The 22431-nt window shown below is 67.9% G+C and carries 19 protein-coding genes and 2 tRNA genes; 10 read left to right on the plus strand and 11 right to left on the minus strand.

Going from position 1 to position 22431, the window contains the following annotated elements; genetic code table 11:
• Positions 1 to 24 precede the first annotated feature (24 nt).
• Entirely contained in the window at positions 25 to 1329 is a 1305-nt protein-coding gene (locus ELY12_RS04485; protein WP_241229725.1) for a sulfotransferase family protein, read from the plus strand.
• Between the two features lie 24 nt (positions 1330 to 1353).
• On the opposite strand, the gene ELY12_RS04490 is transcribed toward ELY12_RS04485, so the two are convergent.
• A tRNA-Val gene (locus ELY12_RS04490) sits at positions 1354 to 1428 on the minus strand.
• A gap of 66 nt (positions 1429 to 1494) precedes the next feature.
• Positions 1495 to 3372: a signal peptide peptidase SppA gene (gene sppA, locus ELY12_RS04495; protein ID WP_126175812.1), complete on the minus strand. Its 1878-nt coding sequence runs from the start codon at positions 3370 to 3372 to the stop codon at positions 1495 to 1497.
• Positions 3373 to 3483: 111 nt separating this feature from the next.
• On the opposite strand from sppA, the gene ELY12_RS04500 reads away from it, so the two are divergent.
• Both ELY12_RS04500 and ELY12_RS04505 read left to right on the plus strand, forming a co-directional pair.
• Positions 3484 to 4500 carry an aspartate carbamoyltransferase catalytic subunit gene (locus ELY12_RS04500; RefSeq protein ID WP_126175511.1) on the plus strand — a complete coding sequence of 339 codons (1017 nt, stop codon included), beginning with the start codon at positions 3484 to 3486 and terminating at the stop codon, positions 4498 to 4500.
• Positions 4497 to 5717: a dihydroorotase gene (locus ELY12_RS04505; protein ID WP_126175512.1), complete on the plus strand. Its 1221-nt coding sequence runs from the start codon at positions 4497 to 4499 to the stop codon at positions 5715 to 5717. The genes ELY12_RS04500 and ELY12_RS04505 overlap by 4 nt, the downstream gene beginning before the upstream one ends.
• Here the strand turns inward: ELY12_RS04505 and ELY12_RS04510 are convergent.
• The 4 genes from ELY12_RS04510 to ELY12_RS04525 all read right to left on the minus strand — a co-directional run bounded on the left by ELY12_RS04510 (position 5714) and on the right by ELY12_RS04525 (position 9186).
• Positions 5714 to 6403 (minus strand): DUF899 family protein, encoded by a 690-nt coding sequence (locus ELY12_RS04510; RefSeq protein WP_126175513.1) that lies wholly within the window; start codon positions 6401 to 6403, stop codon positions 5714 to 5716. The genes ELY12_RS04505 and ELY12_RS04510 overlap by 4 nt on opposite strands.
• Before the next feature lie 115 nt (positions 6404 to 6518).
• Positions 6519 to 7907, minus strand: a complete 1389-nt coding sequence (locus ELY12_RS04515) for an SPOR domain-containing protein (protein ID WP_126175514.1) — start codon at positions 7905 to 7907, stop codon at positions 6519 to 6521.
• 22 nt (positions 7908 to 7929) lie between these two features.
• On the minus strand, positions 7930 to 8445 hold the full coding sequence (locus ELY12_RS04520) for a hypothetical protein (protein ID WP_164549405.1): 516 nt from the start codon (positions 8443 to 8445) through the stop codon (positions 7930 to 7932).
• 24 nt (positions 8446 to 8469) lie between these two features.
• On the minus strand, positions 8470 to 9186 hold the full coding sequence (locus ELY12_RS04525; protein ID WP_126175516.1) for a ParA family protein: 717 nt from the start codon (positions 9184 to 9186) through the stop codon (positions 8470 to 8472).
• A 224-nt stretch (positions 9187 to 9410) separates the two neighbouring features.
• Between ELY12_RS04525 and ELY12_RS04530 the strand changes: the two genes are divergently transcribed.
• Both ELY12_RS04530 and ELY12_RS04535 read left to right on the plus strand, forming a co-directional pair.
• Positions 9411 to 10562 (plus strand): SPOR domain-containing protein, encoded by a 1152-nt coding sequence (locus ELY12_RS04530; protein WP_126175517.1) that lies wholly within the window; start codon positions 9411 to 9413, stop codon positions 10560 to 10562.
• Between the two features lie 31 nt (positions 10563 to 10593).
• On the plus strand, positions 10594 to 11847 hold the full coding sequence (locus ELY12_RS04535; protein ID WP_241229727.1) for a DUF418 domain-containing protein: 1254 nt from the start codon (positions 10594 to 10596) through the stop codon (positions 11845 to 11847).
• Here the strand turns inward: ELY12_RS04535 and der are convergent.
• Complete coding sequence (der, locus tag ELY12_RS04540) at positions 11844 to 13229, minus strand: ribosome biogenesis GTPase Der (RefSeq protein ID WP_126175518.1); 1386 nt, start codon at positions 13227 to 13229, stop codon at positions 11844 to 11846. The two genes, ELY12_RS04535 and der, sit on opposite strands and share 4 nt — an antisense overlap.
• A 90-nt stretch (positions 13230 to 13319) precedes the next feature.
• Between der and ELY12_RS04545 the strand changes: the two genes are divergently transcribed.
• Positions 13320 to 14081: a CHAP domain-containing protein gene (locus ELY12_RS04545; RefSeq protein ID WP_338142045.1), complete on the plus strand. Its 762-nt coding sequence runs from the start codon at positions 13320 to 13322 to the stop codon at positions 14079 to 14081.
• Here ELY12_RS04545 and ELY12_RS04550 read toward each other — a convergent pair whose 3' ends face one another.
• Both ELY12_RS04550 and ELY12_RS04555 read right to left on the minus strand, forming a co-directional pair.
• Positions 14082 to 14363, minus strand: a complete 282-nt coding sequence (locus tag ELY12_RS04550) for a DUF3297 family protein (protein WP_126175519.1) — start codon at positions 14361 to 14363, stop codon at positions 14082 to 14084.
• A gap of 40 nt (positions 14364 to 14403) precedes the next feature.
• The gene (locus tag ELY12_RS04555; protein ID WP_126175520.1) at positions 14404 to 14595 is read right to left on the minus strand and encodes a hypothetical protein; all 192 of its coding nucleotides are present in this window, start codon (positions 14593 to 14595) and stop codon (positions 14404 to 14406) included.
• A gap of 142 nt (positions 14596 to 14737) precedes the next feature.
• Between ELY12_RS04555 and ELY12_RS04560 the strand changes: the two genes are divergently transcribed.
• Together ELY12_RS04560 and tig are read left to right on the plus strand one after the other, a co-directional pair.
• Positions 14738 to 14822 (plus strand) — tRNA-Leu (locus ELY12_RS04560).
• 62 nt (positions 14823 to 14884) lie between these two features.
• Complete coding sequence (gene tig / locus ELY12_RS04565) at positions 14885 to 16438, plus strand: trigger factor (protein WP_126175521.1); 1554 nt, start codon at positions 14885 to 14887, stop codon at positions 16436 to 16438.
• A gap of 35 nt (positions 16439 to 16473) precedes the next feature.
• Here tig and ELY12_RS04570 read toward each other — a convergent pair whose 3' ends face one another.
• The gene (locus ELY12_RS04570) at positions 16474 to 17973 is read right to left on the minus strand and encodes an amidase (protein ID WP_126175522.1); all 1500 of its coding nucleotides are present in this window, start codon (positions 17971 to 17973) and stop codon (positions 16474 to 16476) included.
• Positions 17974 to 18011: 38 nt separating this feature from the next.
• Positions 18012 to 20051: a TonB-dependent receptor plug domain-containing protein gene (locus ELY12_RS04575; RefSeq protein ID WP_164549406.1), complete on the minus strand. Its 2040-nt coding sequence runs from the start codon at positions 20049 to 20051 to the stop codon at positions 18012 to 18014.
• A 264-nt stretch (positions 20052 to 20315) separates the two neighbouring features.
• Between ELY12_RS04575 and ELY12_RS04580 the strand changes: the two genes are divergently transcribed.
• Positions 20316 to 21020 (plus strand): ATP-dependent Clp protease proteolytic subunit, encoded by a 705-nt coding sequence (locus tag ELY12_RS04580; RefSeq protein ID WP_126175524.1) that lies wholly within the window; start codon positions 20316 to 20318, stop codon positions 21018 to 21020.
• A gap of 144 nt (positions 21021 to 21164) precedes the next feature.
• Positions 21165 to 22430 (plus strand): ATP-dependent Clp protease ATP-binding subunit ClpX, encoded by a 1266-nt coding sequence (gene clpX, locus ELY12_RS04585; RefSeq protein WP_126175525.1) that lies wholly within the window; start codon positions 21165 to 21167, stop codon positions 22428 to 22430.
• Position 22431: the final 1 nt, after the last annotated feature.

Below are 22431 nucleotides of genomic sequence, written 5' to 3' on the forward strand. Positions count from 1 at the left end.
GCAAGCCAGGCACAGGGGAAAATTTTGCAGTCAGTTCAATCCATCGCACCGCCGCGGCGCACTCCGTTCATCGACCTGCTCGACACCGGCGTGCGCGCCGGGCGCAAGCTCGGGCTGATCGAACCGGCGCATCTGGAGAAGGATTGGCTGCTGGAGCACGCGGCCGCCGAGGCGGGCCTCGACGACTTCGGCGACCGCTGGTTCGAATGCCCGATGGAGGTGCTGCTCGAGGCCGTGAACGGCGAGGCGCGGCTCAATGCAGCGGGCGATCTCGCGGCCAAGCACCAGTTCCTCCACGTCCTGCGCGACCGGCTGCTGACCCAGATGTGGTTCGATCGGCATCCGGAAATCCTCAATCGCCCGATCCCGCATCCGGTGGTGATCGTCGGTCCGATGCGCACCGGCACCACGCGGCTCCACCGCCTGCTCGCCGCCGACCGCCGCTTCGCGCACTTGCGCAGCTTCGAGACCATCAGCCCGGTCCCGCGGCCGGGGTTCGAGGAGGTGATGGCCGGGCGCAAGGCGGATTTCCGGCCCAAGCTGGCGAGCCGGATCATGAAGGTCGCCCGGCTCGCCAACCCGCGCACGCTTTCGATCCACCCGACCGGTCCCTACGAGCCCGAGGAAGAGCTCGGCCTGCTGGTCGCGAGCATGTGGGGCATGAAGCACGAGGCGCAGTGGCATGTGCCCAGCTACGGCCGCTGGTGTGAGGGTGAGGACGCGACGCCGGCCTATCGCCACATGGCGAACCTGCTGCGCCTGATCGGCTGGTCGCAGCAGGAAAGCTCGCTGCGGCCGTGGATCTTGAAGACCCCGCAGCACATGCTCGACCTGCCCGCGCTGCTCAAAGTGTTCCCCGATGCGCGGCTGATCTTCACCCACCGCGATCCGCGCGCGGTGGTCGGCAGCGCCGCCAGCCTCGCGTGGAACCAGACAATCATCTACTCCGACCATGCCGATGCGCCGACCATCGGCCGCGAGTGGCTGCACAAGACCGAGCTGATGACCAGCCGCATGATGGCCGCCCGCCGCGCGATCCCCGCCGACCGGATGATCGACGTGCAATACGATGACATGGACCGCGACTGGCGCGGGACCATGGCGCGAGTTTATCGGTTCCTCGGCCTCGAAATCGAGGGCGCCTTGCCCGGAATGGAGCGCTACATCCGCCGCAGCCGAGCCTTGAAGCGGCGGCCGCACCGCTACAGCCTGGAGGAGTTCGACCTCAGCGAAGGTGAGGTGCTCGAGCGAATGGACGGTTACATCAACCGGTTCGGGGTGTTCATCGAGCGCCGAACACCGCCGATCAAGCGCTTCATTGCACGCTAAGGGCCATTCCCGCGAGGGCAGGAATGGTGGGCGCGACAGGGATTGAACCTGTGACCCCACCCGTGTGAAGGGTGTGCTCTACCGCTGAGCTACGCGCCCGTCCGAGCGGCCAGGGGCCGGGACAGGGGCGCGCCTTTGCCACCCGTCCCGCCGCTTGGCAAGCGCCTATCCGATGAGCGCGATCAGCTTCGCCAGCCAGCCCTGCAGCGTGCCCACCGGCCCGGTCCGCAGCGTGCTCGCGCATTCGAGGCAATAGGCCTGCATGCCTTGCGCCTTGCCGAGCCGCTCGGCATCCGCCGCGATCTGCGCCAGCTGCGCCTGCTGCCGCCCGGCGAGCGTGCCGAACAGGTCGGTCGAGGCGGTGCGCGCGTCGCTGTCGCCCACCAGCAGGCGGCGCAGCAGCGTGTCGGTCGTGCGGCCTTCGTCGCCGAGATACTCGGCATGCCAATCGCCGTCGCCGAGCTTGGCCTGCTTGGCGACCCATTCGAGCGCATCGCTTAAGCCGCCATACTGGTCGACCAGCCCGATCTGGCGCGCGGTCCCGCCGTCCCACACGCGGCCCTGGCCGATCTCGTCGACCCGCGCGGCGGTCATCTTGCGAGAGGCGGCGACGCGGCTGATGAAATCGCCGTAGCCGTTCTCGATGTAGCCCTGCAGCAGCGCATCGGCCTCGGGCGGCAGGCCCCCGATGAGGTCGGGCTGGCCGGAGAGTGGGGTGGTCTTCACTCCGTCTGCGTGCACGCCCCATTTCGCCGCCGCCTTCTCGAAGGTCGGCACGACCGCGAAGATGCCGATCGAGCCGGTGATCGTGTCGGGCTCGGCGAAGATGCGCTGAGCGGGGGTGGAGACCCAGTAACCGCCGCTCGCCGCGAGGTTGCCCATCGACACCGCGACCGGAATGCCCTTCGCCTTGTGGCGCAGGATCGCGCGGCGGATTTCCTCGCTCGCCATCACCGATCCGCCCGGCGAATCGACCCGCACGACAAGTCCCGCGAGGTCGTCGTCGAGCGCTTCGTCGAGCACCTTGGCGATGCGGTCGCCGCCGGCGGTGCCGGGGCCCGCGTCGCCGTCGACGATCTCGCCCGCGATGGTTACCACGCCAATCGCCTTGCCGCTGTCGTCGAGCGGGTTGTCGGCGATCCACGGCTCGAGCTCCGTCTTGGCGTATGCGCCCGGCATGTCGTCCCAAGCATCTTCGCCGGCAACCGCCGCCACCCGCTTGCCGAATGCGACCTTGTCTCCAAGCTGGTCGACGAGGCCGGCGTTCCTGGCCGCGGTCGCCGCGTCGCCGCCCGCAGCCTTGAACCACCCGACCGGATCGGCGGTGAGCGCGGCGAGCTTCGCCTGCGGCCGCGCCTTCAGGACGTTGGCCTGCCACTCGCTCCATAATGCGCCGTAGAGCTGCGTGTAGTTCTCCCGCGCGGGATCGGACATCTTGTCGAGAATGTAGGGCTCGACCGCGCTCTTGTAGGTGCCGACCTTGTACACCCGCGCGTTGACGTCGAGGTTCTTGAGCAGTTCGCCGTAGTAGAGGTGATTGCCGCCGGGCCCGACGACGAACGCGCCGCCCAGGGGATCGACCCACACCTCGCTCGCGTGGCTCGCCAGCAGCACGCCGTCGTCGCTGTAGGCGACCGCCCAGCTCAGCACCGGCTTCTTCGCCTTGCGCACCCGGTCGAGCGCGGCGCCGACTTCCTCGAGATGCACCTGCCCGCCGCCGACGAAACGCGAGAGGTCGAGCACCACCGCCTTGATCCGGTCGTCCTTGGCCGCAGCGTCGATCGCGTGGACCAGCTCCTGCACGTCGTATTCGGCCGCCGGCGCCTGGCCCGACATCAGCGTGTCGAACAGGCCGACCTGGCTCTTCTCCTCGACGATCGTCCCGTCGAGCTTGAGCAGCAGCGCGCCCTCGCGCACCGCCGCCGGGCTCGGGCGGGCGGTCAGTACCGCGTAGAGCGCGAAGAAGAACAGCAGCAGGAACACCAGGCTGAGGCCGTCCTTGACGGCGACGATCAGGTGCCAGACCTTGCGGGCGAACGACATTCTTTCAGGGCTTTCGGTAGTCATCGGCTGTGCTGATAGGGTTTCGCGCGCGCCCGCGCCACCTGAATGCACTTGACCGACCCATGGGCCTCGACCAAGGGCATGGCTTCAATGACATCGGCGGCAAACCCTCGCACCGCGAGCCGGTACCCGGCTGGCGCGCGCGCCTTCCCGCACCGCGACCTGCTGGCGATTTCGCGGCTGGAGCGGCACGAGATCCTGTTCCTGCTCGATGAGGCGGAACAGTGGGTCGAACTGAACCGCGGGGCAGCCAAGCGGACCGACCTCCTCACCGGGCTGACGGTGATCAACGCCTTCTTCGAGAACTCGACCCGCACGCTGCTGAGCTTCGAGATCGCCGGCAAGCGCCTCGGCGCCGACGTGGTCAACATGCACGCGGCGCAATCGAGCGTGAAGAAGGGCGAGACGCTGATCGACACCGCGATCACGCTCAATGCCATGCGGCCCGATGCGATCGTCATCCGACATGGCAGCAGCGGCGCGACCGCGCTGATCGCCGACAAGGTCGATTGTCCGGTGCTCAATGCGGGCGACGGGCAGCATGAGCACCCGACGCAGGCGCTGCTCGATGCGCTCGCGCTGCGCCATGCGCTACGGGCGCGGGGGCAGGCCGCGGACGATTTCACAGGCCTGACCGTGACGATCTGCGGCGACGTGCTGCACAGCCGGGTCGCGCGCTCGAACATCCTGTGCTTGCAGGCGCTCGGCGCCAGCGTGCGGGTGTGCGCGCCGCCCTCGCTGCTGCCGAGCCATGTCGAGGCGATGGGGGTGACCGCTTTCACCGACTTCGATCAGGCGCTTGAAGGGGCCGACGTCGCGATGATGCTGCGATTGCAGACCGAGCGGATGAACGGCCAGTTTGTGCCCTCGGCGCGCGAATATCATCACCTCTACGGACTCACCCGCAAGCGCCTCGCGCGGGCTGCCCCCGATGCGCTGGTGATGCACCCTGGCCCCATGAACCGCGGGGTCGAGATCGACAGCGAAGTAGCCGATGCGCTCGACCGCTCGATCATCACCGGACAGGTCGAGATGGGCGTGGCGATCCGCATGGCCTGTCTCGACGTGCTCACCCGCCGCCGGCGCGGCGTGGAGGGCTGGGCATGAAGCAGCAGCGCTCGCTCGCGATCGTCGGCGGCCGGCTGGTCACGCCGGAAGGTGTGCGCGAGGGATCGCTGCGGCTGGTCGACGGCCGCATCGCGGGGTTTGGCGGAGCGCAGCCCGGCGACGAGGTGGTTGACGCGAAGGGCCTGCTGGTCGCGCCCGGCCTCGTCGATCTCGGCGTGTTCGCGGTCGACAAGCCCGCGTTTCGCTTCGGCGGGATCACCCGCGCGGCGCTGATGCCCGATCAGAACCCGCCGCTCGACTACGCGGCGCGGGTCAATTTCATCGCCAAGAGCGGCAAGCCAGACCTGTGGGTGCACCCGCTCGCGGCGGCAACGGTCGGTCTCGAAGGCAAGGAACTCGCTGAGATTGCGCTCATGCGCGATGCCGGAGCGCGAGCGATCGCGACCGGGCGCAGGTGGATCGCCGACTCGGGCGTGATGTTGCGTCTCCTCCAATACGCGGCGATGCTCGACCTCGTGGTGGTGACGCACGCCGAGGATGCCGGGCTCACCGGCAACGCGGTGGCTACAGCGGGCGACGTGGCGACCCGTCTTGGGCTCCCGAGTGCGCCGGCCGAGGCTGAAGTACTGGCAGTTGCACGCGACATCGCGCTCGCTGAGATGAGCGGTGCGCGGGTGCACTTCCGCCAGGTGACGACGCGCGCCGCGCTCGCGCTGGTGAGAGCGGCCAAAGCGCGGAGCGTACGCGTCACCGCCGGGGTCACGCCGGCACACTTCATGCTGTCCGACCTCGCGACGATGGACTTCCGCACGTTCGCGCGCCTGTCGCCGCCCTTGCGCTGCGAGGATGATCGGCTGGCGGTGCGCGAGGCGCTCGCCGACGGCACGATCGACGTGATCGCCAGCGGTCACGATCCGCGCGGTCCGGAGGACAAGCGCCTGCCGTTCGCCGATGCCGCTCCCGGCATGGCGGGCGCCGAGACCCTGCTGGCAATGACCCTGACGCTGAGGCGCGACGGAGTAATCGACCTGCCGCGCGCGTTCGACCTGCTCGCCGCGAACCCAGCCCGGCTGCTGAGTGTCGATGCCGGCGCCTTGCGCGAAGGCGCCGAGGCCGACATCGCGCTGATCGATCCCGGGCGCCCGTGGGTGGTCGACAGCCGCGAGATGGCCGCCACTGCCGGCAACACCCCGTTCGATCGCCAACCGACGCAGGGCCGCGTGGTCGCGCTCTACAAGGGCGGCGTCGCGCTCTAGTACGAGAGCTTGGGGTACCAGTCGGTGCCGCGGCCCTCTGGCGTCATGTCGAGCACGTTCCACATCGGCGCGAGATCGACCCCGCCGCGCGGGTCCTTGCCTTCATCCGCCATCTCGCCGGTCATCTCGCCCTTCCAGAACAGGCGGACCTGGTCGCCGTCCTTCCGGAACACGGCCATGATCGGGTATTCCCACTGCTTGTCGGGGATCCAGCCGCCGAAATCGAGCGGGTAGGCGTCGCCTTCGCATTGCACGAACTTCAGGTGCTGCCAGCCGCGCTCCCGCGCGAAGGCGATCTGGCGTTCGACCGGGCTGCGGCCGATCACCACCAGGGCCGCGCGCTGCTCGATGTCGGGTGCGTTGGCGTCGAGCGGGCCGAGCAGGTTGGTGCACATCGGGCAGGGCCGCTCGCGCTCGGGCCCGTACATCCAGAAGTAGGTCACCAACGTATCGTGCGCGCCGAACAGCCCGGCAAGCGTGACCGTCTCGCCATTCATGTCGTGAAAGCGGTAATCCTGATCGATCGCCGGGCCGGGCGGAAGCGCCGCCCGCTTGGCGGCCAACGCATCGATCCGCCGTTGCAGTTCGATCTCGTCGGCGAGCAGGTCGGTGCGCGCCTTGCTGTATTCGGCGCTTTCGCCGGGGCGCGGCTCGCGCTTGGCGGCGAGCGTGGCGGCGTCATCCATGGGGCGTCTCCTCGGCCAAGCTAACCTATGATGCGCTGGCCGCGTTCCGCGCAACGAAAAAGGCCCCTCCCGCTTTGCGCGAGAGAGGCCTTTCGCTCGGTGGCTGTGAAGCTGGTTAGCGTGAAGCCATGCGCACGCCGCGGTCGACCGCGCCGGGTAGCGGACGGCCCTCGGCCCAGGCGAAGCACTGCTGCCCGCGGCCCCGGACTGACGAACAGGCCGAGTTCGCCTCGGCGCGCTGCAGGCCGCCGGCATTGACCCGGTAGTAGGTCTTGCCGCGGACCACCGCCTTGGTGATCACCATCTCGAATTCGGACAACTGCGGAAACTGCTTGGCGTAGATGCTCCAGGCGCGGCGGGCCCCCTGTTCGGACGAGAACGAGCCGAGCTGGACAAGGTGGCCGCCGGAATGATCGGCGGCGATCTGGCGGCTGGCGACACGCCGCGGAGTTGAAGCTTGCTCGGCTGCCGCGACGCGGACGGGCGCCTGCTGGACGACCGGCTGCGAGACGAACTCGACCGCTGCGGCCATCATTTGTGCGGGCGTCGCGCCGGTGGGCGCAGGCGCGGCGAAGGCGGCTTCGAAATTCTGCGGCGCTTCGACCTGAGTCTCGGCGACCGCGAACACGGGCGCTTCCTCGGTAACGACCGGAGCCATCGGGACCGGCGTGGTCGCCGGCAGCTCGCCGCCGGTAAAGGCGACGTCCTGCGCCGGAGAGGCATGGGCGACTGGCACGGCAATGGCGGCGGCTTCGGCCGCAAGCTGCTGGTTGGTCGGGTGATTGGCGAGCGCCAGCATCGCCGGCTGGCCCGGATCGGCAACCGCGCGGGTGCCGAGCAGCGAGGCGACGCGGGTGGTGGTGTCGCTCGAGGTCGCAAGCGCGGCCCACTGGGCGATGCGCGCGTCGAGCTGGTCGGCAGGCACGTCTTCGGCCGCCATCAGCTTCGCACCCGCCCAATTGCCGCCCAAGGCGAGCGCGTAGGCGAGGTTCTGGCGCGTCTTGGGCGTGTTGTCGCCCGAGCGGACGGCGTTCGACAGGACGAACACGCCCTGCTGCATCTCACCCGCCAGCGCGAGCGCCAGGCCGAGATCGGCCGCCGGAATGTCATCGCGGTAATCGCTCAGCACCTTCAGCGCCGAAGCGCGGTCGCCGACGGCGATCGAGGCGAGCGCATAGCCGGTCGCGGTGCGGGCGCTGGTGTCACCGAGCGTTATTGCATCGTCGAAGCTGGTCCGCGCGGCCTGGAAGCGGCCCGCATTCATGTACACCGCGCCGAGCACCGTGCGGTACGCCGCGTTGCGCGGATCGGCCAGCACGGCGGCCTCAGCATTGGCGATCGCGTCGCCGGTGTTGCCCTTGGCGAGCGCCACTTCGGCGCGGTTGGCCGACAAGTCCGCGCGCGGCGCCGCCTTGGTCGCGCAGCCCGCCAGGCTCGTCGAGGCGAGCGCGGTGCCGGCGGCGAGCACCAGCATGCGAGTGGTCCGGTTCGTGCGGGTCGTCATGGTCGTTCCCCTGTGGTCCCGTTCAGTGCCGCTTGACCTGCGCGGCGAGCGTATCGAGTTCGGGCATCCGGCCGAGCAGCGCATCGAGCGCCTCAGTCACCAGCGCCTGCGCGCTGACGTTCTTGATGGTGGTGGCGAGGCGCAGCTTGAGGTGCCGGTCGGCATCGAGCCGCAGCGTGAATGCGGCGCGGCCGCTCTTTTCGCGTACCGCGCGGCGCTTGGCCGTCGGGGCGGGCGCGACGAGGCGTTCGGCGATCTGTTCCTGCTGGGCGAGCACGGCCGGGCGCCTGGCCTCGGCATCGTCGTCCTCGTGCACGCGCGGCATCGGCGTCAGGTGATAGACTTCGGCGCTCGCGGTCTCGCTGTCGCCCATGTCGTTCCAGCCGAGATCCTCGAGATGCTCCGATTCGGGCTCGGCCATCGGCTCGGCCGCCTGCATCGAGGCGAGCGCGGCGTGCTGCGGACGCATGGCCGGCTTGGCGCCGCCCTTGCGGGCCAGCAGCGTCGGGCTGAGCGAGGCGAAGGAAATTTCGGCCACTGCGATCGGCCCCTTGTTCCTGACTTACTGCGCGACCCGGCGGCCGAAGCCACCTTGCGGACGATAGGCGCTGGGGGCGGCCGAAACCGCGTTGGGCGCCGCGAACACGGTGCGGCGGAAGTTCTTTTCGAGCCGGTCGGACACGTAGTTCCACAGCGCGGCCATCTCGGCGGCCGAGCGGCCTTCCGGATCGACTTCCATCACCGTGCGGCCGTCGATCATCGAGGCGGCGAAATCGGTGCGGTGGTGAAGCGTGATCGGCGCGACGGTGCCGTGCTGGCTCAGCGCGACCGCGGCTTCCGAAGTGATCTTGGCCTTGGGCGTCGCAGCGTTGACCACGAAGATCAGCGGCTTGCCGGCGCGTTCGCACAGATCGACGGTGGCGCCGACGGCGCGCAGATCGTGCGGAGAGGGGCGGGTCGGCACCACGATCAGTTCGGCAACGCCGATGACCGACTGGATCGCCATGGTGATGGCGGGCGGGGTGTCGATCACCGCCAGCTTGAAGCCCTGCTGGCGCAGGACCTGCAAATCGCTGGCGAGCCGCGCGACGGTGGTTTGGGCGAACGCCGGGTACTCGGCCTCACGCTCGTTCCACCAATCGGCGAGCGATCCTTGCGGATCGATGTCGATCAGCACCACCGGCCCTGCTCCGGCGCGCTGCGCCTGCACGGCGAGGTGCCCGGACAGGGTCGTCTTGCCCGATCCGCCCTTCTGCGAAGCCAATGCCAGTACCCGCAAGGCTGGTCCCCCTGAAAAACCCGTTACCCAGGTGCGCCCATGCACCCTTCGGACCGGGGGATCGCAGCATACCCCTAATTTAACGTTAATGACGCGGCACCGGGGGCCCCTTGAAGTGCCACCAAAAAAGCCGCGAAAAGAAACCCTTTGCTAACGAGCCGTTCACTATGTCACGCTGGTTAACGAACCCGCCCCGGCGGGCGCGAGGGGAAGAATTCGCTACCATGAAGCGCTTCGGAGCTCCGATCGCTGCGGCCGGCCTGATCGCCGGTATCGCTCTCGCGTGTGCCGCGCCCGCGCTCGCCGACGTGAAGGCCGGGGTGGATGCGTGGGCAGCCGGCGATTTCACGCGCGCGGTCGCGGAATGGAAGGGACCGGCCGCCAAAGGCGATGCCGATGCGCTGTTCAACCTCGCGCAGGCGTACCGCCTCGGGCGCGGCGTGCCGGAGGACCTGAAGCAGGCCGAGACGCTCTATGCCCGCGCGGCGGCGAAGGGCCACATCAAGGCGGCCGACAACTACGGGCTGCTGCTGTTCCAGGACGGCCGGCGCGAGCAGGCGATGCCCTACGTCACGGCCGCCGCCGAGCGCGGGGACCCGCGTGCGCAGTACCTGCTGGGCATCGCGCATTTCAACGGCGACCTGGTGCCCAAGGACTGGGTCCGCGCCTACGCTTTGCTGACGTTGGCTAACGGCGCAGGGCTGCCGCAGGCGGGCCCGGCGATCAAGCAAATGGACGAGTTCGTGCCGCTGGCGCAGCGCCAGCAAGCGCAGACGCTGGCTACCCAGATGCGGGCGAGCGCCGATGCGCAGCGGTCGAGCCAGATGGCCGCCGCCGATCTGGGTGACGGGGTCGCGGCGGTTACTTCGATGCCTGCAAGGGTTGCGGCCGTCTCGCCGACGGTGCTGCCGCCCGCGCGAGTGCCGCAACCGGTTGCAAGCGTCGCCGTGCCGCCGTCTTCGATCGCGGTTGCCGAGGCCGCCGTCGCCGAGGCGATGCGCGCGACCGGCACGGAAAGCCCGGCCACCGCGGGTGCCGACTTCGCGCGGCCGGAGCAGGTCGCGTCTCCGCCAAGCCGTCCGGCTCGCGATGTGGCGCAAGCGCAAGTGCAGCGCGCCGATCCGCCGGTGAAGCCCAGTGCGACCACTGGCGGCCCATGGAAACTACAGCTCGGCGCATTCTCGGTCGCCGGGAATGCGGACCGCCTGTGGTCGCAGCTCGCCGGCAAGGCCGCTCTTGCGGGCAAGAGCAAGCTGACCGCACCGGCGGGCCGCCTGACCCGTTTGCTCGCAAGCGGCTGGCCGAGCGAAGCTGCCGCGCAAACGGCCTGCGCCTCGCTCAAGGCGAGCGGACAGAGCTGCCTCGTCACCCGTTGAGCCGAGCCCCTCGCCGCTCTACCACCAGGCGGTGAGCGCCGCCGAACCCGCCCTGCCGACCGGCGCCAGCGAACGCCTCGTCAGCCTCGATTTTACTCGCGGCGTGGCGGTGATGGGTATCCTCGGTGCCAACATCATCGCCTTCGGGCAGCCGTATCTTGCCTACATGTGGCCGGGCGGGTTCGCGACCGCGCACGGGACGGTGTCGGACTGGCTGTGGGTGGCGCAGTTCGTCCTCGTCGACGGCAAGATGCGCGGATTGTTCACCCTCCTGTTCGGCGCCGGTCTGGTGCTGTTCGCCGAGCGTTCGGCGGCGCGAGGAGCGGCCCAATGGTTGCAGCTTCGCCGGTTGTTCTGGCTATTCCTGTTCGGCCTCGCGCATTTCTACCTGCTGTGGCGGGGGGACATCCTGACGCTCTACGCCCTGTGCGGCGCGATCGCGCTGCTTTTGCTGCGGTGGTCGGCCATTCACCAGTTCACGGTCGGTCTGACCGTCTATGTCTTCGGCGCGTTGTGGAGTTCGGCTCAGTTCGGCCTGATCTGGGCCGCGAACCAGACCGCGCTAGGTTCCGGCGAACGCTATGCGCCGATTGCGCGCGAAACCGAGCGTATTCTCGCCAGCGAGCGCGCCGATGCCATCCGCGAGATCGCGATCAACACCCGGGGCGATTACGCCGGATTCGTCGCCCACGCGTTCAACGCCCACCGCTGGAACTGGGTCGACCTGTTCCAGTACACCGTGCTCGAGACACTGCCGCTGATGCTGATGGGCATGGCGCTTTATCGTGGCGGGCTGTTCGACGGCCGCCTCGATCCGCGCATGCAGGCGCGCTGGGGGTGGTGGGGTCTTGCGATCGGCACCGTGCTGACGCTGGCGCTGGCGCTGTGGGCGCTCGCCGACGGGCTGAGCTACAGCGGCACGATGTTCGCCTTCCTGGGGCCGCAGGCGCTGACGCGGCTGCCAGCAGTGCTCGGCCTCGCCGCGCTGCTCGCGCTGTGGGGTCCGCGCGCGGCGGGCTGGCTCGGCACTCGCGTCACCGCCGCCGGGCGCATGGCGTTCTCGAATTACCTCGGCACTTCGCTGCTGATGCTGGTCGTGTTCCAGAGCTGGGGCCTGGACCTGTTCGGCGCCCTCGACCGGCCGCGGCTCTACGCCGCGGTCCTCCTGACCTGGATCGTGATGCTCGCTTGGTCGAAGCCGTGGCTCGCCCGCTTCCGCTACGGCCCGCTCGAATGGCTCTGGCGCTGCCTGACCTATGGACGGTTCTTCGCCCTCAAGCGTTAGTCTTTCGAGAACGGATTCTTCGGACTCTTCAGAACGATGCGCAGCGGCACCCCGTCGAAGCCGAGCGCGCCGCGGATAGAATTGAGCAGATACCGCTCATAGCTAGCGGGCAGCATGTCGAGCCGCGTCCCGAACACCACGAAGCGCGGCGGGCGGGTGCCGGCCTGGGTAATGTAGCGCAGCTTGATCCGCTTGCCCTTGGGCGCGGGGGGAGGATTGGCTTCCAGCGCATCGTCGAACCAGCGGTTGAGCGCGGCGGTCGGGACGCGCTTCGACCACGCTTCGCGTAACACGAAGGCGGCTTGCAGCATCTGGTCGAGCCCCTTGCCGGTGCGCGCGCTGACCGCAAACACCGGTACGCCCTTGACCTGCGATAGACCGTCCTCGAGCGCGCCCTTAATGCCGTTGAACAGGCTGCTGGCGTTCTCGGCAATGTCCCACTTGTTGATCGCGATCATCAGCGCGCGCCCTTCCTCGAGCACGTGCGCAGCAATCTTCAAATCCTGATGCTCGAGCCCGCGGGTGGCGTCGAGCAACAGTACAACAACCTCGGCGAAATCGACCGCGCGCTTCGCGTCGGCGACCGACAGCTTCTCCAGCTTCTCGACCACCTGCGCCCGCTTGCGCATGCCGGCGGTGTCGATCAGTCGCACGTCCCGCATTTCGCCGTCGGGCGCGGCCCACTGCCAGTCGACCGCGATCGAATCGCGGGTGATGCCGGCCTCGGGGCCGGTCAGCAAACGGTCCTCGCCTAGCAGGCGGTTGATCAGGGTCGATTTGCCCGCATTGGGGCGGCCGACGATTGCCAGCTTGAGGGGACCGAGCTCGAGATCGTCGGGCTCAGCCGGTTCGCCCGCGCGGTCGGCGGCTTCGCGTTCGTCTTCCGCGGCTCCAATCAACGGCCACAGCGCGTCGAACAGGTCCGCGACCCCCTCCCCATGCTCGGCGCTGAGCGCGACCGGTTCGCCGAAGCCGAGCGAGAATGCCTCGAACAGGCCCGCGTCGCCCGCGCTGCCTTCTGCCTTGTTGGCCACCGCCACCACCGGCACTTCCTGCGTGCGCAGCCAGCGGGCGATTTCTTCATCGAGCGGGGTGAGCCCGGCGCGCGCGTCGATCACGAACAGCGCCGCGTCGGCGCCTTCGACGCTGACTTCGGTCTGCTTGCGCATCCGGCCCGGAAGCGTGTCCTCGTCCTCGTCTTCCCAGCCCGCGGTGTCGATGATGGTGAATTCGAGCCCCGCCAGCGAGGCGTCGCCCATCCGGCGGTCGCGCGTCACCCCGGGCTGGTCGTCGACCAGCGCCAGCTTCTTGCCGACCAGCCGGTTGAACAGCGTCGACTTGCCGACGTTGGGCCGACCGATGATGATGACTTGCGGTTTCATGGACGCGCACGCAGGTGGCGTCTTGGCGCGCGCTTGGCAAGCGCCGCCGCCGGTAAGCCGATTTTAACCTTGTCGCGCCAGCTTGGCCGCATGAGGGGATCGCTGCCGCTTTTGCTGATGTTGTGCGCGCTCGCGTGGCCGGGTGCCGCGCAGGCCGATGCGGCGGGCGATTTCGAAACCGGCGTTCCGCAACGCGAGCTGCCGCCCTACCTGCAATGCGTGCCCTATGCCCGCGAGCGGTCCGGCGTACAGATCTATGGCGATGCGCGGACCTGGTGGGACCAGGCTGCCGGTCGCTACAAGCGCGGCAACCGTCCGCGTCCGGGCGCGGTGATGACCTTCCGGCCGTATGCCGGCATGACGCTCGGCCACGTCGCGGCGGTCGCCAAGGTGATCGATAGTCGCACCGTGCTGCTCGACCACGCCAACTGGTCGCCGATTGACGGCCGCCGCGGGCAGATCGAACGCGGGGTGAAGGCGGTCGATGTCTCGCCGGCGAACGACTGGAGCCAGGTGCGCGTGTGGTACGATCCGCTGCAGGACCTGGGCACGACGGCCTGGCCGGTCGCGGGGTTCATCTACAACGAGCGCGACAACGGCGGCGAGCTCGGCGGGCCGCGGGTGCTGGCGAGCGCGAACTACGCGCTGCCGCCGGTCATGCAGCGACCAATCTCCGACAAGCCATCGAAAAAGTTCGCTTCGGCCTTTGCTTCGTTCGGCGAGCCGCGCATGGCGGAGGCCGCTCCCGCGCGACGGGTAGCTGTGGCGCCCGTGCCCGCTCGCCGCGTCACTCCGGCGCAGGCCAAACCGCGCGACCCGATCGACGCCGCGATCGCGCGCTACGGCAGCTGATCAGGCCTTCTTGGCCACCGGCGGATTGTCGCCGAGGTCTTCGAACCACGCTTCCACCGGGCCGTTGAGCTTGAGCGTCAGCGGCTGGCCCTTGCGGTCGACCGTCTTGCCAGCCTGCACGCGGATCCATCCTTCGGAAATGCTGTATTCCTCGACATCGGTGCGCACCCGGTCCTTGAAGCGGATGCCGATGCCACGCTGGAGCACTTCGGCGTCGAAGTGCGGGCTCTGCGGATTGACCGAGAGATGGTCGGGCGGGGTCTGATTCTGGTCGTCGCTCATGGGGCCGCGCCCTTAATCAGCCGCGGCCCGAGCGGCAAGCTCAGTCCGGCGGCATGGGAATTTCGGTCGGCTGCTGGCTCGGTTGGGTGGTGTCGTGCTGCGGCGATTCGATCTCACCCGGCTGCTGCATCGGCTCTTCGGAGGGCGTCTGCGAGGGCTGGGTTTCCGGCGGGCTCTGCGGCTCGATCGTATCGGGGCCGGGATCGGGCTGGATTTCGGGGTTGGAGGCCATGGGAAGGGTCCTTTCGTCTGGCTCTACAACGCCTTCGTCGGGCAGGCCGTTCCGCGCGCTTGCCCTTTGCGCGTGCGCGCTGTAACGGCGCTCCCCTGATCGCGGGCGGGGCTCTTGAGCCCCCGCGCGGCTGCGTTCGGATGCGGGCGTGGCGGAATTGGTAGACGCGCTGGTTTTAGGTACCAGTATCGCAAGATGTGGGGGTTCGAGTCCCTTCGCCCGCACCAGCCTCCCGCCCCGGTACCGAGCGCAGGAAGAGTTTTGATTCGAAAAGGCTTTTGACCCTCCCATGAAGATCGAAGAGACCACCAACGAAGGCCTGCGCCGCGCCTATGCGGTGACCATTCCGGCGAAGGACATCGACGCCGCGATCGAGGCCGAGGTGAAGAAGATCGCCCCGCAGGTGCGCATGCCCGGTTTTCGCCCCGGCAAGGTGCCCTCCAACCTCGTCAAGAAGATGCACGGCGAGGCGATCCACGGCCAGGTGGTCAACGAGCAGATCCAGGGCGCGGTCGATTCGCTGATGCGCGACAAGAAACTGCGTCCCGCGATGCAGCCGCGCGTCGAATTCGGCGACGGGTACGAGCAGGGCAAGGACGCCAAGCTGACCGTCGACCTCGAAGTGCTGCCCGAGATCGAGACGCCCTCGCTGGATGGCCTGAAGCTCGAGCGCCTGATGGTGCCGGTCGCCGACAGCGAAGTCGATGAGGCGGTGAACAACATCGCCAGCCAGCAGAAGAGCTGGAAGGACGCGCCCAAGACCAAAAAGGCGGCCGACGGCGACCAGCTGATCATCGACTTCGTCGGTTCGATCGACGGCGTCGAGTTCGAAGGCGGTAAGGCGGAGGAAACTCCGCTGGTGATCGGCGCGGGCCGTTTCATCCCGGGCTTCGAGGAACAGCTCGCCGGTGCCAAGGCGGGCGATGACAAGACCATCACCGTGACCTTCCCGGCCGACTATCCGGCCAAGGAGCTTGCCGGCAAGGACGCCCAGTTCGCGATCCACGTGCACAAGGTGCAGGTCGAGGATGAGACCAAGGTCGACGAGGACTTCGCCAAGTCGCTCGGCCTCGAAAGCATGGAGCAACTGCGCGGCCTGCTGAAGGGCCAGCTCGAGCAGGAGCTCGGCGGGCTCACCCGTACCGCGATGAAGCGCCAGCTGCTCGACACGCTGGCTTCGGGTCACGACTTCGCCGTGCCGCAGGGCATGGTCGATGCCGAGTTCGAGCAGATCTGGGCCCAGCTCCAGCAGGAAGCTGCGAACGACGCCGATCCCAAGGCCGCGCTCAAGGAAATCGAAGCCGAGAAGGACGATTACCGTGCGATCGCCGAGCGCCGCGTGCGCCTCGGTCTGCTCCTGTCGGAAATCGGCCAGGCCAACGGCGTGCAGGTGACGCAAGCCGAAATGAGCATGCTGATCCAGCAGGCCGCCCAACAGTATCGCCCGGAAGACCGTGAGCGGTTCAACGAGCTCATCCGCACCAACGACATGGCCGCCGCCCAGCTGCGCGCGCCGCTGTACGAGGACAAGGTCGTCGACTTCCTGTTCGACAAGGCCGACATCACCGACCGTGAAGTGACCCGTGAGGAGCTTCAAGCCGCGATCGAGGCTGAAGAGACCCCCGCGCCCGCTCCGGCGAAGAAAAAGGCTCCGGCGAAGAAGGCCGCCAAGGAAGAGGCTCCGGCCGAAGCCAAGCCGGCCAAGAAGCCTGCCGCCAAGAAGGAAGCGGCTCCGGCGGAGGACAAGCCCGCCGCCAAGAAGGCTCCGGCCAAGAAGGCGGCTGCGGACGACAAGCCGGCCGCCAAGAAGGCCCCGGCGAAGAAGGCCGCCGCCAAGAAGTAATCGTTATGCGAGTGACCGGCGCGGATGCGCGCCGGTCACTCCGGATGCCACGGCCCGAGTGACGGCTTGGGTACTTCGGCGGTGCGCGCGGCCTCGTAGGCCGCGCCCGCGCGCAGGACGTTGAGATCGTCCCATTGCGCACCCATGAAGCTTAGACCAACCGGCAACCGATCGACTGTGCCCATCGGCACGGTGAGGTGCGGGTAGCCGGCGACAGCGGCAAGGCTGCCGGCGCCGATGCCGCCGGGGAACGCGTCGCCGTAAACGAGGTCGCTGGGCCACGCCATGCCCTCGGTCGGGGCGACCAGCAGCGCAACGCCATTGTCCTTCAGCAGCTTGTCAATGCCTTCCTTCCCCGCCAGCCGACGCGCGTCCACGCGCGCCTTTTCGTAAGTGGCACGGTCGGTGGTCTGGAGCGCTTCCTCGAAGCTCTCTTGCCCGAACCAACGCATTTCCTTGTCGGCGTGCGCACGGTTGAAGGCGACCACATCGGCGAGGCTGCGCACCGGGATGTTGGCCGGCGAGCCCTTGAGGTAAGCATCCAGCCCCTCGCGCAATTCGTAGTAGAGCACGGTGTGTTCGGCTTCGCCCATCGCGGGGTTGTAGGCGTAGTCGACCTCGACCAGCTCGGCGCCCGCATTCCTGAGATCTGCGAGCGCGCGGTCGAACAATGCGATCACATCGGCGCGTTTGCCGGCTGCCTTGCGCAATACGCCGATCCGGACGCCCATGAGCGACGCCCCCGCGAGGCCCGCCGCGAACCGCCCGGCGTACTGATCGGCCGGCGCTGTCGCGGGATCAACCGGGTCACTCCCCGAAATCGCATCGAGCAGCAGCGCTGCATCGGCGACGGTGTGCGCCATCGGTCCGGCGGTGTCCTGCGTCACGCTGATCGGCACCACGTGCGTGCGGCTGACGAGGCCGACCGTAGGCTTGAAGCCGACAATCCCGTTCACGCTCGCCGGGCAGGTGATCGAGCCGTCAGTCTCGGTCCCGATCGCCGCCCACGCAAAGTCGGCCGCGACAGCTGCGCCGCTGCCCGAGGACGAGCCGCAGGCGTTGCGATCGGTCGCGTGCGGGTTCTGCGTCAGCCCGCCAACCGCGCTCCACCCGCTGGTCGAGTTGTTCGAGCGGATGTTGGCCCACTCGCTGAGGTTGGTCTTGCCGAGCACCACGCCGCCCGCCGCGCGCAGGCGTGCGATCAACGGTGCATCGCGGCCGGTCGCGTTGTCCGCCAGCGCCAGGCTGCCCGCGGTGGTGGGCCACTCGCGGGTCTCGATGTTGTCCTTCACCAGCACCGCGCGCCCCTCAAGCGGGCCCACGCCTGCAGCGGCGACGCTCTTGGCTGCCGCATCCTTGTCGTACGCGATCACCGCATTCAGCCGCGGCCAGCCGTCATCGAGATGGTCGATCCGCTCGAGGTAGACCGCGGTCGCTTCTGGCGGAGGGGCGGGGATGGACTGCGGCGGCTCCTTCAGCACGCACCCCGCGGCGAAGACGGGAAGGAAGGCGGCGAGCAGGCGGGCGTTCGGCATGCGCCGAACATGCCACGACCTGCCGCCTTATCAAGCGGCTAGAACTTGCCGGACACCGTGATGTCGAACAGGTCGCCCACGCCCTGATTGGTGTCCTCCACGAACAGCACCGGCGAGACATCGCGCGGTCCGTCGAACACGGTCCGGCGCACGATCCGCCGTCCGTTGGCGACATTGAACCATTGCGCCCGCACGGTCAGGCCGAACACGTCCTTGTTCTCCACGAACGCGTAGGTGTAGGTCGGTCCTTCGTACTGCCGGCCGATCTCGAACAGCCGGAAATACGGCTGCACGTGGTTGTATTCGAAGCCCACCCCGTATGCCCAGTCGCTGCCGGGAAGGTCATGCCGCAAGGTCGCGTCGGCGTGCCGGTCGGTGTCGTTGCTGAACCGGCGGCCGATCCCGAGCACCGGATCGATAACGTTCGAGCTCTGCCACTGGAAGTTGCTGTCGATCTTGGCGCCCTTGAGCCCGATCGGGTCGAGCTTGATCGTGCTGACCAACTGGACGCCGTAGAGACTGGCGTGATCGATGTTGCCGCGCGATTCCCCGCCGCCGGGGATCGGGATCACGTCGATGTAATCGTCATATTTGCGGCCGAACAGGGTGAGGGTGGTCGAGCCCCACGCGCCGAGGTCTTTCTTGGCTTCGAGATCCAGCTCCCAGCTCTGCGGCGGGACAAGCTCGATATTACCGGCGTTGTTGTTGCCCTGGTAGATGTCGGCGGTCGCTAGGAAGTCGCCGAACGACAACTGCCCGACCTTGCGCGCGAGCTTCAGCGACAGGTCGAGGCCCGGTTGCGGCTTCCACGCGAGGCTCACCGATCCCTTTGGCCGGCGGAAGCTGCGCACCAGCCCCATCGAGCCGGTCTGCGCGATCTTGGAGTATTCGCCGCCCGCGCTCACCTGCAGCGACAGGTTGTCCGATAGCTGGCGTCCGTGAGTGAGGATCGCTTCGTAGCGATCCTCGGTAACCCCGCCGGTGCCGGCGGGAAAGGGGATCTCGATGAAATTGATCCCCGCGGGGTTGAGATCGAAGATGTGCGCTTCGCCGTTGTAGCGGTTGAACGCCGCCTCAGCCGCGAGCTGGAAATCGCCGTCCAACATCTTCCAGCTGTACTCGGCGCGGCCGATATGCTCGCCGCTTTCGCTGACGTTGGTGTAGCGGCTGCCGTTGGCGGGCGAGCCGTCGGCGGGATAGTAGACGAAGTCCTCGCGGTAGCGGTCGTGATTGTACCGTTCGAGGCCGATCAGCTTGAGCCGCCCGGGGCCGAGCGCGAATTCATAGTCGCCGCCCAGTTCGTAACCGCGCGCTCGATCGGTCGGATCGTAGATTCGCGTGCGGTCGGGCAGACCCGGCCGCTGATTGAATTCGATGTCGCTGTTGTCCTGGAAGGTCCAGCGGTACGACCCGCTAAGGTTGAGCACCGACGTACCCGGCCCGCGCCACTTGAGCGACGCGGCGACCTTGGGGGCCTCGATCACGTTCTTGATATGCGTCTGCCGCGTCTCGATCACCGCGCCGGTACCGTCGTAGATGGTCGAAGGACCCTCGGCCGCTCCGCGCCCCGCGTTGTTGGCGAGCGACAGCGAGTACTCGAGCCGGTCGGTGGTGCCGCTGATGGAGACATTGCCGCCGAACCAGTTGGGCTTCACGTATTCGGGTCGGAAGCGAGTCCGCCACGCGAACTGGCCGGTCAGCCTGCCCGCTTTGGTGACGATGTTGGCCACTTGTCCCGAGAGACCGGGAATGCCGAGCGTGGCGCCGTCGACGATTTCGATCCGCTCGACCTTTTCGGCCGAGATGCGCTGCAGGCGATCCTCGATGCTTTCGGACTTGAGCGCCACGCGCTCGCCATTGACCAGCACATTGGTGCTCGCCTCGCCGAGCCCGCGCCCCTGGTCGTCCGATCGGACCACGAAGCCGGGCACCTGGTTCAACATGTCGAGCGCGGTCTTCGGGCTGAAGCGCGCGAAATCGGCCGGGGTGTAGGTCTGCCGCCCCGCGACGGTGGCGGGCGTGGGCGCCTCTGGGGGCGGGGCGTCGCCGGTTGGAGCGTCCTGCGCGAGGGTGGGCATTGCGAGACAGGCAAAGACCGCGGCGGACAGAGCAGTTACAGATTTTAGCTGTGCTTTTCGCACGTTATTCTCCCCATCGGTCCCCGGCAACGAGGTGTATTGCGACAATCGGACAGCGCCATCCGGCGGTCGACCAACCGCTGGGACGCGGCGATCAACGACGAGCGTCGTCCACAAGCGGGAAGGCGAGGGAAGGTTAAGGCCCTTGAACATGCGCGGGCCACTCGCGACATAGGTGCCTCTAGACGGAAGGACGAATTTCCCATGATCGACGTGTTGGGCGGCTACGGCGAAACCTATGGCAGCCAGGGCAAGTTCACCCGCGACCCGCTGACCGGCGCGCTGGTGCCGGTGGTGGTCGAGCAGACCAGCCGCGGCGAGCGCAGCTTCGATATCTTCAGCCGCCTGCTGCGCGAACGCATCGTGTTCGTGACCGATCAGGTGGAGGACAACATGGCCTCGCTGATCGTGGCGCAGCTCCTGTTCCTCGAGAGCGAGAACCCCTCGAAGCCGATCAGCATGTACATCAACTCGCCGGGCGGCGTGGTGACCGCGGGCCTCGCGATCCACGACACCATGCAGTACATCAAGCCGCGCGTCTCGACCGTGTGCGTCGGCCAGGCGGCGTCGATGGGCAGCTTCCTTCTCGCCGCGGGCGAGCCGGGCATGCGCATCGCGCTCCCCAACGCGCGGATCATGGTCCACCAGCCCTCGGGCGGCGCGCGCGGCATGGCCTCCGACATCGAGATCCAGGCGCGCGAGATCCTGCGCATGCGCACGCGGCTCAACAGCCTCTATGCCAAGTACACCGGCAAGACGATCGAGGAGATCGAGCGGGCGATGGACCGCGATACCTTCCTCGAAGCGGAAGAAGCGCGCGACTTCGGCATCGTCGACAAGGTGTTCGAGACCCGGCCCGAGAGCGAAACTCCGGGCGAGGACGCGGGTTCTGGAGGTGCGCCGGAGTAATCCGTAGCATTTCGGCAACCCTGCCGCTTCAGCTTGCCGCAAGGGCGGACAGGCTAGGCGCTATGGATTGATTATAACGATTCCGGCCTTAGGGTCGGCGAATCCCCAGTCCCTTGGACGATCGCGGGATCGGAAGTTCAGGATATGACCAAGTTGAGCGGAACCGACAGCAAGAGCACCCTTTACTGCAGTTTCTGCGGTAAGTCCCAGCACGAGGTGCGCAAGCTGATCGCCGGCCCCACGGTGTTCATCTGCGATGAATGCGTCGAGCTGTGCAACGACATTATCCGGGAAGAGACTAAGGCCGGCATCGCGGGGCGCAAGGAAGGCGACGTTCCGACGCCGCTCGATATCTTCACCACGCTGAACGACTACGTGATCGGCCAGGACCGCGCCAAGCGCGTGCTCTCGGTCGCGGTGCACAACCACTACAAGCGGCTGAAGCACGGCGGCAAGGCGGGCGACGTCGAGCTGGCCAAGTCGAACATCCTGCTCGTCGGCCCGACCGGTTGCGGCAAGACCCTGCTCGCGCAGACGCTGGCGCGCACCTTCGACGTGCCCTTCACGATGGCTGACGCGACCACGCTGACGGAAGCGGGCTATGTCGGCGAGGACGTCGAGAACATCATTTTGAAGCTGCTGCAGGCGAGCGACTACAACGTGGAGAAGGCGCAACACGGCATCGTCTACATCGACGAGATCGACAAGATCACCCGCAAGGCGGAAAACCCCTCGATCACCCGCGACGTGTCGGGCGAAGGCGTGCAGCAAGCGCTGCTCAAGCTGATGGAAGGCACCACCGCCTCGGTCCCGCCGCAGGGCGGCCGCAAGCATCCGCAGCAGGAATTCCTGCAGGTCGATACGACCAACATCCTGTTCATCTGCGGCGGCGCCTTCGCGGGCCTCGACAAGATCATCGCCGACCGGCTGCAGAAGCGCTCGATCGGCTTCGGCGCGCATGTCGCCGATCCCGACAAGCGCCGGGTGGGCGAGCTCTTGCAGAAGTGCGAGCCGGAAGACCTGCTCAAGTTCGGGCTGATCCCCGAATTCGTCGGCCGCCTGCCGGTGATCGCCACGCTCAACGACCTCGACGTCGCGGCGCTGGTGCAGATCCTCAGCGAGCCGAAGAACGCGCTCGCCAAGCAGTACGCCAAGCTGTTCGAGCTCGAGGACGTCGAGCTGACCTTCACCGACGACGCGCTGCGCGCGATCGCCGAGAAGGCCATCCAGCGCAAGACCGGCGCGCGCGGCCTGCGCTCGATCGTCGAGGGCATCCTGCTCGACACGATGTTCGACCTGCCCGACATGGACGGCGTGACCGAGATCGTCGTCGACAAGGACGTGGTCGAAGGCCGCAAGGACCCGGTCCGGGTGGTCGAAGCCAAGAAGGGCAAGGAAGAAGCGGCCTAAG

It is taken from the genome of Tsuneonella rigui (assembly GCF_003958625.1).
Classification (GTDB): domain Bacteria; phylum Pseudomonadota; class Alphaproteobacteria; order Sphingomonadales; family Sphingomonadaceae; genus Tsuneonella; species Tsuneonella rigui.